This is a genomic window from Kitasatospora sp. NPDC023118, assembly GCF_055560875.1.
In genome coordinates, this window is sequence record NZ_JBVHHW010000004.1 from 14734 (window position 1) to 28378 (window position 13645).

Here is a 13645-nt window from a genome sequence, read left to right on the forward strand (position 1 = left end):
TCAGCTCGTAGTGGGGCTCAGCCGGCCGCGGCGAGCTGGCCGCAGGCGCCGTCGATCTCCTGGCCGCGGGTGTCGCGGACCGTCGTCGGCACGCCGTGGGACTGGAGCCGGCGGACGAACTCGCGCTCGTCCTCGGGCCGGGAGGCCGTCCACTTGGAACCCGGGGTCGGGTTCAGCGGGATCAGGTTGACGTGTACCCGGTGGTTCTTGATCAGCCGGCCGAGCAGGTCGGCGCGCCAGGCCTGGTCGTTGATGTCCTTGATCAGCGCGTACTCGATGGAGATCCGGCGGCCGGACTTCTCCGCGTAGTTCCAGGCCGCGTCCAGCACCTCGGCGACCTTCCACCGGGTGTTCACCGGGACCAGCTCGTCGCGCAGCTCGTCGTCCGGGGCGTGCAGCGACAGCGCCAGACGGCAGCTGAGGCCCTCGTCGGCCAGCCGGTTCATCGCCGGGACGAGGCCGACGGTGGAGACGGTGATGCCGCGCTGGGACAGGCCGAAGCCGTCCGGCGCCGGGTCGGTCAGCCGGCGGATCGCGGCCAGCACCCGGTTGTAGTTCGCCAGCGGCTCGCCCATGCCCATGAAGACCACGTTGGACAGCCGCGCCTCGCCGCCGGGGATCTCGCCGGCCTTGAGCGCGCGCATCCCGGCGGCGATCTGCTCGACGATCTCGGCGGTGGACAGGTTGCGGGTCAGCCCGGCCTGGCCGGTGGCGCAGAACGGACAGTTCATGCCGCAGCCGGCCTGCGAGCTGATGCACATGGTGACCCGGTCCGGGTAGCGCATCAGCACCGACTCGACGAGGGTGCCGTCGAACAGCTTCCAGAGCGTCTTGCGGGTGGTGTCGTCGTCACAGGAGACGTGCCGCACCACCGACATCAGCTCGGGCAGCAGGCTCTCGGTGAGCTTCTCCCGGCTGGCAGCGGGGATGTCCGTCCAGCTCGCCGGGTCGTCGGACATCCGGCCGAAGTAGTGGTTGGCGAGCTGCTTGGCGCGGAACGGCTGCTCGCCCAGCTCGGCGACGGCCTCCTTGCGCTCGGCGGGGCTCAGGTCGGCGAGGTGTCGCGGGGGCTTGGCACCGCGCGGCGCGACAAAGGTGAGTTCTCCGGGCTTAGGCATGGTTGTTCCAGTGTCGCAGACGCGCGGGGGCCCCGGACGCCTGGCGTCCGGGGCCCCCGCGCTGAGCTGTCTGAGCCGTCGCGCTAGCTGCCGACGAAGGCGGCCAGCAGCAGCCAGACCACCGGGGCGGTCGGCAGGAGCGAGTCCAGCCGGTCCATGATGCCGCCGTGGCCGGGCAGCAGCGTGCCCATGTCCTTGATCCCGAGGTCGCGCTTGATCATCGACTCGCCCAGGTCGCCCAGGGTCGCGGTGACCGCCGCGCAGCCGCCCAGGATCAGGCCCTGCCACCAGCTGCCGTCGTCGATGATCAGCTGCATCAGCAGGGCGCCCGCCAGCATCGACAGGCCGATGCCGCCGGCCAGGCCCTCGCGGGTCTTGCCGGGGCTGATCGTCGGAGCCAGCTTGTTCTTGCCGAACTTGTAGCCCACGGCGTAGGCGCCGGTGTCGCTGCAGATCGTGACGATCAGGAAGAGCACGATCCGCTGGGGGCCGTCGTCGGCCGCCAGCATCATCGCCACGAAGGTGGCCAGGAACGGCACGTAGAAGGCGGTGAACACACCCGCCGTTATGTCCCGCAGGTAGTTCTCCGGCGGTGCGGCCATCCGCCAGACCATCACCGCCAGCCCGGTCAGCGCCAGCGAGGCGGCGGCCCACTCGACCCCGGCCCAGTAGCCGGTGGCGACCATCGCGACGCCGCCCACCACCAGCGGGACCAGCGGCACCTTGATCTGCTTGCGCTCGGCGAGCCGGGACGTCAGCTCCCAGCTGCCGACCGCCACCGCGGCCATCACGACCACGAGGAACAGCGCCTTGACCACGAACAGCGAGGCGACGATTACCGCGCCGAGGCCCACCCCCACACCTATGGCGGCCTGGAGGTTACGGCCACCGCGCTGCTTGCGCGGCTCCGGCTGCGGGGCGGGCTGGGCGGCCACGGGTGTCTCCTGCCCTGGGTGGGACGACGGCACGAAGTGGGGCTGCCCGGCCGCCTGGTGGCTCTGCGGCGGCGCGGGATGCACCGGAGCCCCCGGGTACGGCTGGGCGCCGGGACCGGGGGCGGGGGTGACGTCGTCGGTTATCGCGCGCAGCACGACCGTCTCCGTCACGCCCGGCGACGCCGTCTCGGGCTGCTCGTCCCGGAACAGCGGGCCGCCGCTCAGCCGACCGGCCTCCCGGGCCGGGCCCGCGTCGGGATCGGCCGGCTGGCCGGGGACCGCCGGCTGACCGTGCGCCGCGTGCTGACCGGGGGTCGCCTGCCCGTGGTGCGATGCCGACCGGCCCTGGGTGGGGCCCTGGTCGGGCACACCGGGGTGCGGACCGGGACCGGCCGGTACGGGAGGCATGACCTGAGTGTCCTCCGCGTCTCCGCCCCAGTACACCGGAGGCTGCTGCGAGTGATCCGAACGGAGGGCGGGGCCACCCGGGACAGCGCCCGGCCCGCCCTGATGGGCTGCCTGGCCGGGGTGTCCCTGGGCGGGGTGCCCGGGGACGGCGGGTCCCGGAGCGGCATGCCCCGGGACGGGCTGTCCCTGGACCGGCGCCGGGTGCTCGCCGTACCCCGGCGTCGGCTGGGCCGACGGCCGGGGTGCCTGCGGCTGCGGCGCCGGGCGGTAGGGCTGGAACTGCTGGTCGGACGGGCCCCAGTAGCCAGGGGCGTCAGGGGCGTCGTTCATCAGACCTCGAGCAGCTCGGATTCCTTGTGCTTCAGCAGCACGTCAACCTGGGCCACGTACTTGGCCGTGAGGTCGTCGAGCTCCTTCTCGGCGCGGCGGCCGTCGTCCTCGCCGACCTCGCCGTCCTTCACCAGCTTGTCGATGGCGTCCTTGGCCTTGCGGCGCACCGAACGGATCGAGACCTTGGCGTCCTCGCCCTTGGTACGGGCGATCTTGATGAACTCCCGGCGGCGCTCCTCGGTGAGCTCGGGCAGCACCACCCGGATGATGGAGCCGTCGTTCGACGGGTTGACGCCCAGGTCGGAGTCGCGGATCGCCTGCTCGATGGCCTTCAGCGCGGTCTTGTCGAACGGCGAGACGACCGCCATCCGGGGCTCCGGCACCGAGAACGAGGCCAGCTGGTTGATCGGCGTCACGGCGCCGTAGTACTCGGCGACGATCTTGGCGAACATCGCCGGGTGGGCACGGCCGGTTCGGATGGCCGCGAGGTCGTCCTTGGCGACGTTGACGGCCTTCTCCATCTTCTCCTCGGCCTCGAGGATGATCTCGTCGATCACTGTGGTCTCCCTGTCCGGTTCATCTGCTGTTGTCCCGACCGGTGTCGGCATCGGGGCCGGTCGCGGCGGACGCCGTCCCGTACGGCTGGTTGCTGCTCAGGCCCGGACGGAATCCTGGCTGATGAGTGTGCCGATCTTCTCACTCTTCACCGCACGCGCGATATTGCCCTCCGCCAGCAGTTCGAAGACCAGCATCGGGAGGTTGTTGTCCTTGCACAGCGTGATAGCGGTGAGGTCGGCGACCTTGAGGTCGCGCGCGATGACCTCGGAGTACTCCAGCGCGTCGAACTTCACCGCGTCCGGGTTGGTCCGCGGGTCGGAGTCGTAGACGCCGTCCACGCCGTTCTTGCCCATCAGCAGGACGTCGGCGTGGATCTCCAGGGCGCGCTGGACGGCCGTGGTGTCGGTCGAGAAGTACGGCATGCCCATACCGGCGCCGAAGATCACCACACGGCCCTTCTCCAGGTGCCGGACGGCCCGCAGCGGCAGGTACGGCTCGGCGACCTGGCCCATGGTGATGGCGGTCTGGACCCGGGTCTCGATGCCCTCCTTGACCAGGAAGTCCTGCAGCGCCAGGCAGTTCATCACGGTGCCGAGCATGCCCATGTAGTCCGAGCGGGCCCGGTCCATCCCGCGGACCTGCAGCTCGGCGCCCCGGAAGAAGTTGCCGCCGCCGATGACCACCGCGACCTCGGTACCGGCGCGGACGACCGTGGCGATCTCCCGGGCGATCGCGTGCACGACGTCCGGGTCGACGCCGAGCCCGCCGCCACCGGCGAAGGCTTCACCGGACAGCTTGAGCAGCACCCGGCGGCGCGAGCCCGCCTTGGGGTCCTGCGCGGTCTCCTGCGTCTCCTGCATGGACTTCTCCTTTTTGCACCTGCTGGCTCACAGGCCTGGGTGTGCGGATACCCGGCCTGCGCGTACACGCGAGGAGGCCACTGCCGCGGGAACCGGTTCGGTGTCCTGCACGGCAATGGCCTCCTCGTCGTTCATGGTGCCGAAGCGGCCCGCCCATGGACGGTTGGCGCTGGGTGAGCCCGTTCGGCGTTCCGCCCGCCCTGGTCAGCGGGCGGGGGCGGTTCCCAGCCTAAAGGGGGCCGGGACCAGGTGGAACGTGGCTCAGGCGCCGACGCGGAAGCGAGCGAAGCGCTTGAGGGCGACGCCGTTCTCCTCGAGGACCTTGGCGACGGTCTTCTTGTTGTCCTTCGCGAAGGCCTGCTCCAGGACGGAGTTCTCCTTCACGAAGCCGGTGACGCGACCCTCGACGATCTTCGGCAGGGCGGCCTCCGGCTTGCCCTCCTCGCGAGCGGTGGCCTCGGCGACGCGGCGCTCGTTCTCGAGCTCCTCGGCCGGGATGTCCTCGCGGGACAGGAACTTCGGCGCGAAGGCGGCGATGTGCTGCGCGACGTCCTTGGCGACCTCGGCGTTCTCCTTGTCCAGCTCGACCAGGACACCGACGGCCGGCGGCAGGTCGGGGCTGGTCTTGTGCAGGTAGACCGCGACGAAGCCGTCACCGTCGAACTGGGCGAAGCGACGGAAGACGATCTTCTCGCCCAGGGTCGCGTTGGCCTCGTCCACGAACTGCTGGACGGTCTTGCCGGCCTCGATCTCGGAAGCCAGGGCGGCCTCCAGGTCGGCCGGGGCGGTCTTGGCGACGTGGGCGGCGATCGCGTCGGCGACCTGGACGAAGTTGTCACCCTTGGCGACGAAGTCGGTCTCGCAGTTCAGCTCGACCAGAACGCCGGACTTCTTGTCCTCGGCGATCAGCGCGGCGACGGCGCCGTTGGAGGCGTCACGGCCCTCGCGCTTGGCAACACCCTTCTGGCCCTTGATGCGCAGGAGCTCGACGGCCTTCTCGACGTTGCCCTCGGCCTCGTCCAGGGCCTTCTTGCAGTCCATCATGCCGGCGCCGGTGAGCTCACGGAGCTTCTTGACGTCCGCGGCGGTGAAGTTCGCCATGGTGTGAATCTCTTCTCGCGTCTCGCGTGTCTGCGTGGGGATGCGCCGGGACCGATGGTTCGGCCCCGGCGCGGGAGAGAGGGGCACCTACCGGTGTCGCACCGGCGGGCGCCCCTCACCCTTGGTGCGTCAGGCCTGCTCGGCCGGAGCCTCGGTGGCCGGAGCCTCGGCGGCGGGGGCCTCCTCGGCCTTCTTCTCGCCCTCGATGAGGTCCTTCTCCCAGTCGGCCAGCGGCTGGTCGGCACCCGGCTCGGCCTTGGCGTCGCCCTTGGCGACACCGGCGCGGGCCTTCAGGCCCTCGGCCACGGCGTCGGCGATCACACGGGTCAGCAGGGTGACGGAGCGGATCGCGTCGTCGTTGCCCGGGATCTTGTAGTCGACCTCGTCCGGGTCACAGTTGGTGTCGAGGATGGCGACGACCGGGATGTTGAGCTTGCGGGCCTCGCCGACCGCGATGTGCTCCTTCTTGGTGTCCACGATCCAGACAGCGCTGGGAACGCGCTGCATGTCGCGGATACCGCCGAGGGTCTTCTCCAGCTTGTCGTGCTCGCGCTGGAGGACCAGGAGCTCCTTCTTGGTCAGGCCGGAGCCGGCCACGTCCGAGAAGTCCAGCTCGCCGAGCTCCTTCAGGCGCTGCAGACGCTTGTAGACGGTCGAGAAGTTGGTCAGCATGCCGCCGAGCCAGCGCTGGTTCACGTAGGGCATGCCCACGCGGGTGGCCTGCTCGGCGATGGCCTCCTGGGCCTGCTTCTTCGTGCCGACGAAGAGGACGCTGCCGCCGTGGGCAACGGTCTCCTTGATGAACTCGAAGGCGCGGTCGATGTAGTTCAGCGACTGCAGCAGGTCGATGATGTAGATGCCGTTGCGCTCGGTGATGATGAAGCGCTTCATCTTCGGGTTCCAGCGGCGGGTCTGGTGACCGAAGTGGACGCCGCTCTCCAGCAGCTCCCGCATCGTGACGACGGCCATTGCCGTGCTCCTCAGGTGTTACGGCCCGGCTGCGGCGCTCCCGTGAGGTTTTCCCGTCGGGCAACCGCCTGCGGCCAGGTCAGGCTCGGTTTTGTCCGTGGCGGCCAGGTGACAGCCACGCCTGACGCCCCGATCGTGCCGAGCCGCTTCCACCCGCTCGGTCCGGGGACCGGTCGGGCTCGGCGGACCGAGCGGCACTCGCACCTGGCGGGGCCGCGGAAGAACCGCGTCCGACCACCGGTGGCGGGGCGTGCGAAGTCGACCCGGTGGACCGGGTCGCGTGTGAAGTGTACGGGAAGCCCCGAGGGGCGAGCGACTTCGCAAGCGACGGAGGGCCTGCGGAGGGCCTGGGAGAAGCCTGGGAACGGTCGCGACGGGTGGGTCCGCGACGGCGGGAGAGCAGTGCGGGCCGAGTGCGCGTCGGCCGGCTGCCTGCCCGCGGTTCGGTGCTCGCATGCCGTTTGTACACCGGATGGCGGCGTCCGTACACCCGTTGGGGGGACGGCGGTCGGGGGCGGGGGCGGTTTGTCCACAGGAATCCGGAACGGGGTGGTGTGGGGGCGGGCGTGGGATCAGCCTCGGGGCATGACTGGGCTCAGTGGGGTTCGAGGGGTGTCCGCCGTGTCCGCCGCGTTCACCGTGCTTGCCGTGTTCGGCGGGGTGGTGCTGGTGCTGGCCGTGGTGGCGGCACTGGTGCTCGGATGGCCGGGCGGTGCGGGGGCGGCGGCCGCCGCGCCCGGTGCGGACGGCCCGGGTGGCGCTTCCGGTCGCGGAGCGGTGGCGCGGGCCTGGCCGACGGGCGGGCCCGATGGAGTGCTGAGGCGGTTCGAGCCGCCGGCGAAGCCCTGGGCGGCCGGGCACCGGGGAGTGGACCTCGCCGCCGCGCCCGGGGCCGAGGTGCGGGCGGCGGCCGACGGGGTGGTCGCGTTCTCCGGGCTGGTGGCCGGGCGGCCGGTGCTGACCGTCACCCACCCGGGCTCGGGGACTCCGCCGCTGCGGACCACCTACCTGCCCGTCACCGGCGCCGTCCCGGTCGGCACCGCGGTGGCCGCCGGGCAGGTCATCGGGCAGGTCGCCCCGGGCGGGCGGCACTGCGGCGCGCGGGACTGCCTGCACTGGGGGCTGCTGCGCGGCGGCCGCTACCTCGATCCGCTGGCCCTGCTCGGCGTCGGCGCGGCGCGACTGCTGCCGCTGGGCGGGGCCGAGCGGGCGGATGGCTCCGGGTTGCACGGGCCGGCTGCGGGCGGCCCCGTCGTAGGCGGTGGCCCTGTTGTGGGCGGTGGCCCTGTTGTGGGCGGTGGTTCGGGCGTAGCTAGATGACTGATGCCAAGGGGTTTAGTGGTCGTAGGCGGTCAGCGAGCGCATGACGGGCTGGCCTGTGTGGTCGTTGTGCCAGATCGCGGCGGTCAGTGCGAGGATCCGCTGGAGGACGCGGACCATGACGCCGCCGGGTGTGCGGCCGTGGTGTCGTTCGAGGTCGAGCTGGCCCTTGAAGGTGTCGTTGACGGACTCGATGACCTGCCGTAGCGGCTTGAACAGCTGTGATCCGGCCCGCACGGATTCGCCCTTGCGGGCCGGTCGCAGGAGCCGGATCTCCAGCTCGGCGAGCTCACGCTCGAACGCGGCGCCGTAGTAGTTCCTGTCCCCGATCAGGGTCTGGCCGGGCCGGGCGGCCACGAGGGCGGTCTCGGTGTCCAGGATGTCCAGCAGGGTGGTGCGCTCGTCGGCCTTGGCGCCGGTGAGCACGAAGGCGACGGGCAGGCCGTGCAGGGTGCACACCAGGTGCAGCCGCAGGCCCCAGAAGAACCGCGAATGGCTGGCGCAGTAGCCGTACTCGGCCCATCCGGCCAGATCGGAGCGCTTGACCGTCTCGCGGGAGCGTCCGCATTCGATCGGGGTGGAGTCGACCACCCAGACGTTGTCCGTCCACAGGCTGGTGTCGGTGGCCAGTGGCCGGTTGACGCGGGCGATCAGGTCCGCGCTCTTGCGCAGGCACCGGTTGTAGCCGCACTGCCCTGGAAGGTACGGGAACAGGTGCTGGAGGTTGGAGTGGGCGTAGCGGATCCAGCGGCGCTCGGAGACGAAGCCGAGCAGTGCTTGCATCACCGACAGCGTGACCAGTTCGGCATCGCTGAGCTGCGGTTCGATGCCGATCTTGGGACGCCACGGCGCCAGATGCGGCGATTCCTTCAGCAGGTCGTCGGTCTTCACGTAGAGTGCGGTCGCGAGGGAGTCCAGATCAGGCGTCACAACCGATCTTTGGACTCCCTCGCTTCATGTCATGCGTGCCAGCGAGCCCTTGGCATCAGTCATCTAGTGGCCCCGTCGTGGGTGATGGTTCAGGCGTGGGCGGTGGCTCAGGCGCGGGCGAGGCCGTGCAGCGCCAGGGCGACGGCGGCGTCGGCGATCGCCTCGGGGGTCTCGGCCTGGCAGCCCGCGCGGTCCCCGGCTGCCAGCTGCTCGGCCCTGCGGACGGCCGCCTCCACGACCCCCTGCAGCAGAGCCCCGGCAAGCCGGGGCTGTTCGTGGCCGAGGTCCTCCAGCGCCTGGACGACTGGGCCGATCAGTCGGCCGTGCGCCGCCCGGATGCGCTCGCGCGCGGCCTCGTCAAGCTCCAGCGCCGAGATCGCCACGACCGCGCGGTGCCTCGGGTCGGCGGCCAGCGCCAGCTGGCCCCGGACATATGCCTCGATCCGCTCGGCCGCGGTGTCGCAGCTGTCCATCCCGGCCTCGATCTCGGCCGCCCAGAGCGGGAAGTCCACCTCGCAGAGCGCCTCGACCACGGAGGCCCGGGAGCGGAAGTACTCATAGACCGAGGAGCGCGCCAGCCCGGTGTGCGCCGCGAGCGCGGGGAAGGTCAGGGCCTCCATGCCGCCCTCGGTGAGCAGGGTGCGGGCAGCGTCGAGGAGGGCTGCCCGCTGCAGCTGGCGATGCTCGGCCACCGTGGCCGCTCGGATCTTGGGCACGCCCCCACTGTACGGAGCCCATACCTGCGGCCGATACGGTGCCGCGCGTTCGGACGAGGTACCGGCCCGCCGGGTGGATCCGGCGTGCGCTACCGGACGTCCGAGAGCTTGGCACGCAGCTGGAGGACGGACTTGGTGTGGATCTGGCTCACCCGGCTCTCCGTCACCCCCAGCACCTGTCCGATCTCGGCGAGGGTGAGTCCCTCGTAGTAGTAAAGGGTCACCACGGTCTTCTCCCGCTCGGGGAGGGTGTTGACCGCCTGGGCCAGCAGCCTGCGCAGCTCGCGGTCCTCGGCCACCTCGACCGGGTCGTCCGCGCCGTGGTCCTCAAGGGTGTCCATCAGGCTCAGTCGGTCACCACCCTCGCCGACCGGGTGCAGCAGCTCGTCCAGGGCCACCACGTTGGCGAGCGACAGCTGGCTGAAGATCGCGTGCAGGTCCTCGATCGCGATGCCCATCTCGGCCGCGACCTCGGGATCGTACGGCGTCCGGCGCAGCCGGGCCTCCAGCGTCGCGTACGTCCGTTCGACGGCCTTCGCCTTCTGCCGCACGGAGCGGGGGATCCAGTCGAGGGCGCGCAGTTCGTCGATGATCGCGCCGCGGATGCGGCTGATCGCGTAGGTCTCGAACTTGATGGCGCGGTCGATGTCGAACTTCTCGATCGCGTCGATCAGCCCGAAGACCCCGGAGGAGACGAAGTCGGCCTGCTCGACATTGGAGGGCAGACCGACACCGACCCGGCCCGCGACGTACTTGACGAGCGGTGAGTAGTGCAGGATCAGCTGCTCGCGCAGCCGCTGATCGCCGGTCTCCTTGTAGGAGCGCCAGAGCTCTTCGAGCGCGCTGCGCCCCGGGGTGCCGGGCGGGGAGGTGGCGTCCGGTGGGGAGGTGACGCCCGGCGGGGAGGTGACGCCCGGGGTGGGGGCGCTGCCGGGCGCGCGGTCGGCGGTCGCGCCGCCTGCCGCGCCCGCCTCACCGGCCGCCCTGTTGGCGTGGGCCGGTTCGGTGTCGCGGGCCGCGTCCGCGGGCTGGCCCGGTACCACCGTCGGCCGGCCGCCCTGGCGCGACAGACCTCCCATCGTCCCCGCCGACTTGGACGGGAACTCGGTCGCCGGTCGCCGCTCGGTCCGCGGCCCTCCCGAGGACCGAGCGCCACCGGTCACTCTGTGTCCGGGAATGTGTGTGGGCATACGTTGGTCTGCGCCGTTCTGCCGAGTCATGTGCTGATAGGGAAGGCAGGTGGAGCGTAGCGTGACCGACTCACTGCAAAGCGCTACCGCCACTCGGTGGTCCCCCGATCCGGTGGCGTTCGCCCACCGGATCCGGCCACGCGAGCGGAAGAACCGGATCAGCAGGTCAGCCGGGCCGTCCCGGCGCGCCCTCCCCAGGCGCACGTGCGTTCTCCTTCCCGACGGTCACCCCCTTCTCCGCACCACGCGCCAGTGCGCACCTTGCCGCTCCACGAAACCGAGCGACGTCAACTCGTAGAGCCGCTGCAGGGCTTCGTCCGGCGAGAGTCCGGACTGACGGGCCAGCCGCTCGACCGGGGCGCCCTCCGCCGTGGCCGGGACGGCCTCCAGCACCCTGGCCACTGCGGGCTCCAGCAGGTCCCGTGGCAGCACCGGACCGCTGCGCTGTGGCGCCAGGTCCTCCCCGATCGCCCCGATCAGCTCGGTGATCTCGGCCGCGTCGGTGACCAGGGTGGCGCTGCCGCTGCGAATCAGGGCGTGCACCCCGGCGGAGAGCTCCGAGGTGACCGGGCCGGCCACGCCCATGGTGTGGCGGTTGAGGTCCCGCGCCCGTCTGGCCGTACTGAGGGCTCCGCTGCGCACGGCCGCCTCGACCACCACGGTGCCCCGGGTGAGCGCCGCGATGACCCGGTTGCGGAGCACGAAGCGGAACCGGTTCGGGTGCTCCCCCGGCGGGAGTTCGCTGACCAGCAGGCCCTGGACGCCGATCCGCCGGATCAGTTCGGCGTTCCCCTTCGGGTAGGCCACGTCGACCCCGCAGGCGAGCACGGCGATCGTCATCCCACCGACGGCGAGCGCCCCTCGGTGGGCGGCCGCGTCGATCCCGTAGGCGGCTCCGGAGACCACCACCCACCCGCGCTCCGCCAGCTGGGCCGACAGCTCCCCCGCGACGTGGGCGCCGTAGGCCGTGCAGGCCCGGGAGCCCACCACCGCCACCGAGCGCAGGGCGAGCAGCCGCAGTGATCCGGTGCCGCTGGTCCACAGCCCGATCGGGCGTCCGTCGCCCAGGTCGTCCAGTTGGCTGGGCCATTCCGTGTCCCCCGGAATGATGAAGCGTCCGCCGACGGCTCGTACCCGTTTCAGGTCGTCCGCTGGGTCGAGGCCGGGCAGCCGAGCCTGGTAGGCGGCCAGCCGGGCCGCATCCAGCCCGGGGTGGTCGGGGACGGTACCCGCCCGAATCGCCCGGACCACCTCCACGGCGGAGAGCTGGCCAAGCCAGCGGCCGACCACCGCGTCCCCCGGTTCGCTCAGCCGGTTGAGCAGGACGCGGGCGAGACGCTCCGGATCGGGGACGGCAGTGGTGTCGGGCTCCGCCGCGATGCCGGCCGCGGCTGCGATGTCCAGCGCGGCTCCGGCCTCCGGACCTGCCACGGTCTCCGGCACGGCTCCGTTGCCGACCCCCGCCGTCCGGGGTGCTTGAGGGTTCCTCAACAGCCGGTTCATGCCGCGTCCTCCTCCTTCGCCGGGGGTTGCTCCCGCTCCTGCGGCCAGTCGTCGTCCGGGCCGCTCCGGCGCTGGGCCGGGATGCCCCGGAGCCGGCCGAAGGGGCGTTCGGTCAGCGGCAGGCCCTGCTCGACCCCGGTGCGCATGACCAGGGCGGTGCGCACGTCCCGCTGGTCCGGCCGGTCGCGGCCGGCCAGATCGGCGACCGTCCAGGCGACCCGGAGCACCCGGTCCAGGCCTCGGGCGGTCAGCAGGCCGCGCTCCAGCTGGCGCGCGGCGTCATTGAGTGCGCCGGGCGCCAGCTGCCAGCGGGTGCGCAGTTCGTGGCCCGGCACCTCCGCGTTAGTCCGCCACGGGGTGTGCTCCAGCCGGGCCGCCGCCCGCTCCCGCGCGGCCAGCACCCGGGCCGCGACGGTCTCGGTGCTCTCCGCCGTGACGTCCCGCTCCATCAGCTCGACCCTGGTCACCGGGGCGACCTGGACCTGGAGGTCGACCCGGTCCAACATCGGGCCGGAGATCCGCCCTTGGTACCGGCTGACCATCGCGGGCGTGCACTCGCAGCCCTCGCCCCGCCGTGAATACCGGCCGCACGGGCAGGGGTTGGCGGCCAGGCAGAGGAGGAACCGGGCCGGGAGCCGGAGCGATCCGGCCGAGCGGGCGATCACCACCTCGCCCGACTCCAGCGGCTGGCGCAGCGCGTCGAGCACCCGCACCGGGAACTCCGGTGCCTCGTCCAGGAAGAGCACGCCCCGATGCGCCAGCGAGACCGCCCCCGGTCTCGGCAGGCCGCTGCCGCCGCCGACGATCGCGGGCATCGTGGTGGAGTGGTGCGGGGCGCAGTAGGGCGCGGTGTCGATCAGTGGGCGCCCGGCCGGGAGCAGGCCCGCCACCGAGTGGACGGCGGTGACCTCCAACGCCTCCTTCTGGGTCAGCGGCGGGAGCAGCGAGGGCAGCCGCTCCGCCAGCATCGTCTTGCCCGCACCCGGCGGCCCCTTCAAGTAGAGGTGGTGTCCCCCGGCGGCGGCGATCTCCAGCGCCCGCCGGGCCTCGTACTGGCCGGCCACGTCGGCCATGTCGAGGCGGAACGCCCGGTCGTCGGGCAAGCCCCGCACGCAGGCGCTGGGCAGCATCAGGCCGGCCATCAGCGGATCCGGTCGGCCACCGATCGGGTCGGGCGGCTCCTCCGGCGCCGTCGCCCCGGTCAGGACGGCGACCAGCTGGCGCAGACTGCGGACACCGATCACCGTCACCCCGGGGACGAGCGAGGCCTCGGGCGCGGTCTGCTCGGCGACCACCACCCGCTCGTACCCGGCGTCGGCGGCGGCCAGCACCGACGGCAGCACCCCGCGGACCGGTCGCACCCGGCCGTCCAGTCCCAGCTCGCCGATGAGCAGCAGGTCGGCGATGGAGGACGGGTCGAGCCGCTCGGCGGCGGCCAGCACGGCGCAGGCCACCGCGAGGTCGAAACCGCTGCCGCTCTTGGGCACCGAGGCGGGGCTGAGGCCGACGGTCAGCTTGCGCTGCGGCCAGGCCTCCCCGCTGTTGCAGACCGCGGCGCGGACTCTGTCGCGGGCCTCGGTGAGTGCCTTGTCGGGCAGGCCGACCAGGGTGAACGCGGCCACCCCGGGCTCCAGATCGGCCTGGACCTCGACGATCACTCCGTCGACCCCGACCAGCGCGACGGAACAGGTTCGGGCGAAGGCCATC

12 protein-coding genes are annotated in these 13645 nt (G+C 72.0%); 1 reads left to right on the forward strand and 11 read right to left on the reverse strand.

What is annotated here, in order from left to right; all coding sequences use genetic code 11:
• Positions 1-17: 17 nt before the first annotated feature.
• From rlmN to rpsB, 6 genes are all read right to left on the reverse strand, one after another.
• On the reverse strand, positions 18-1118 hold the full coding sequence (rlmN, locus tag ACZ3UD_RS06380) for a dual-specificity RNA methyltransferase RlmN (protein ID WP_465582898.1): 1101 nt from the start codon (positions 1116-1118) through the stop codon (positions 18-20).
• Positions 1119-1201: 83 nt separating this feature from the next.
• Positions 1202-2461 (reverse strand): phosphatidate cytidylyltransferase, encoded by a 1260-nt coding sequence (locus tag ACZ3UD_RS06385; RefSeq protein WP_465582901.1) that lies wholly within the window; start codon positions 2459-2461, stop codon positions 1202-1204.
• A 329-nt stretch (positions 2462-2790) separates the two neighbouring features.
• The gene (gene frr, locus ACZ3UD_RS06390; RefSeq protein ID WP_380612700.1) at positions 2791-3348 is read right to left on the reverse strand and encodes a ribosome recycling factor; all 558 of its coding nucleotides are present in this window, start codon (positions 3346-3348) and stop codon (positions 2791-2793) included.
• 96 nt (positions 3349-3444) lie between these two features.
• On the reverse strand, positions 3445-4209 hold the full coding sequence (gene pyrH, locus ACZ3UD_RS06395) for a UMP kinase (RefSeq protein ID WP_030056790.1): 765 nt from the start codon (positions 4207-4209) through the stop codon (positions 3445-3447).
• 261 nt (positions 4210-4470) lie between these two features.
• Complete coding sequence (gene tsf / locus ACZ3UD_RS06400) at positions 4471-5310, reverse strand: translation elongation factor Ts (protein WP_465582904.1); 840 nt, start codon at positions 5308-5310, stop codon at positions 4471-4473.
• Positions 5311-5439: 129 nt separating this feature from the next.
• Positions 5440-6279 (reverse strand): 30S ribosomal protein S2, encoded by an 840-nt coding sequence (gene rpsB / locus ACZ3UD_RS06405; RefSeq protein WP_207814583.1) that lies wholly within the window; start codon positions 6277-6279, stop codon positions 5440-5442.
• A 621-nt stretch (positions 6280-6900) separates the two neighbouring features.
• Here rpsB and ACZ3UD_RS06410 point away from each other — a divergent pair.
• Entirely contained in the window at positions 6901-7599 is a 699-nt protein-coding gene (locus ACZ3UD_RS06410; protein ID WP_465582907.1) for a murein hydrolase activator EnvC family protein, read from the forward strand.
• Positions 7600-7614: 15 nt separating this feature from the next.
• Here the strand turns inward: ACZ3UD_RS06410 and ACZ3UD_RS06415 are convergent, their stop codons facing one another.
• From ACZ3UD_RS06415 to ACZ3UD_RS06435, 5 genes are all read right to left on the reverse strand, one after another.
• Positions 7615-8529: an IS982 family transposase gene (locus ACZ3UD_RS06415; protein WP_465582910.1), complete on the reverse strand. Its 915-nt coding sequence runs from the start codon at positions 8527-8529 to the stop codon at positions 7615-7617.
• Between the two features lie 107 nt (positions 8530-8636).
• Positions 8637-9221, reverse strand: a complete 585-nt coding sequence (locus tag ACZ3UD_RS06420; RefSeq protein WP_465583628.1) for a TetR/AcrR family transcriptional regulator — start codon at positions 9219-9221, stop codon at positions 8637-8639.
• A 113-nt stretch (positions 9222-9334) separates the two neighbouring features.
• Positions 9335-10324, reverse strand: coding sequence for an RNA polymerase sigma factor WhiG (whiG, locus tag ACZ3UD_RS06425; protein ID WP_465582913.1), 990 nt, complete (start codon positions 10322-10324; stop codon positions 9335-9337).
• A 336-nt stretch (positions 10325-10660) separates the two neighbouring features.
• Positions 10661-11938 carry a DNA-processing protein DprA gene (dprA, locus tag ACZ3UD_RS06430; protein ID WP_465582916.1) on the reverse strand — a complete coding sequence of 426 codons (1278 nt, stop codon included), beginning with the start codon at positions 11936-11938 and terminating at the stop codon, positions 10661-10663.
• Positions 11935-13644, reverse strand: coding sequence for a YifB family Mg chelatase-like AAA ATPase (locus ACZ3UD_RS06435; protein ID WP_465582918.1), 1710 nt, complete (start codon positions 13642-13644; stop codon positions 11935-11937). Before ACZ3UD_RS06435 ends, dprA begins: the two co-directional genes overlap by 4 nt.
• Between the last annotated feature and the right edge of the window lies 1 nt (position 13645).